This is a genomic window from Streptomyces sp. DT190, assembly GCF_049846985.1.
In the GTDB taxonomy this organism is placed as follows: Bacteria; Actinomycetota; Actinomycetes; order Streptomycetales; family Streptomycetaceae; genus Streptomyces.
On record NZ_JBNCNM010000080.1, the window covers coordinates 1 to 460 of the forward strand.

The 460-nt window shown below is 64.1% G+C and carries 1 protein-coding gene; it reads left to right on the top strand.

Going from position 1 to position 460, the window contains the following annotated elements:
* The coding region (locus ACPXCS_RS39690; protein ID WP_425952372.1) for an alpha-amylase family glycosyl hydrolase at positions 1-460 on the top strand (460 nt) is incomplete at both ends.

The window sequence follows — 460 nt, forward strand, 5'->3', positions numbered from 1 at the left end:
TGAACCACACCAGCGACCAGCACCCCTGGTTCCAGGAGTCGAGAAAGGACCCGGACGGGCCCTACGGCGACTACTACGTGTGGGCCGACGACGACAAGCAGTTCCAGGACGCGCGGATCATCTTCGTCGACACCGAGGCCTCCAACTGGACCTACGACCCGGTCCGCAAGCAGTACTACTGGCATCGTTTCTTCTCCCACCAGCCGGACCTCAACTACGAGAACCCGGCCGTGCAGGAGGAGATGATCTCCGCGCTGAAGTTCTGGCTGGACCTGGGCATCGACGGGTTCCGGCTGGACGCGGTGCCGTACCTGTACCAGGAGGAGGGCACCAACTGCGAGAACCTCCCGGCGACGCACGACTTCCTGAAGCGGGTGCGCAAGGAGATCGACGCGCAGTACCCGGACACGGTGCTGCTCGCCGAGGCCAACCAGTGGCCCGAGGACGTCGTCGACTACTT